Annotated in this window: 1 protein-coding gene; it reads right to left on the bottom strand. The window is 56.1% G+C overall.

Features of this window, described 5'->3' with window-relative positions; all coding sequences use genetic code 11:
- Positions 1 to 11 precede the first annotated feature (11 nt).
- Positions 12 to 269, bottom strand: a 258-nt coding sequence (locus AC6H42_RS22855) for an integrase core domain-containing protein (RefSeq protein ID WP_497549019.1), incomplete at its 5' end; no start/stop codon positions are given.

Genomic DNA, 269 nt, shown 5'->3' with positions numbered 1-269 from the left:
CGTGGTTTGAGTCAGGCCGAGACGGCTTGACCCGAAAGTTGACGATAGTAATTCATTTCAGCTTCAGCCGGCGGGATGTGGCCGATTGGCTCCAGCAGTCGGTGGTGATTGAACCAGGATACCCATTCCAGCGTAGCCAATTCGACGGCTTCGCGTGTCTTCCAAGGAGCGCGGCGGTGGATCAGCTCTGCTTTGTAAAGCCCGTTAATGGTCTCAGCCAGAGCGTTGTCGTAGCTGTCTCCTTTGCTGCCGACGGACGGTTCAATTCC

The organism is Massilia sp. NBRC 108631 (assembly GCF_059704565.1).
The sequence above is the reverse complement of the archived record's forward strand: the minus strand, read 5'-3'. Positions and strand labels throughout refer to the sequence as shown.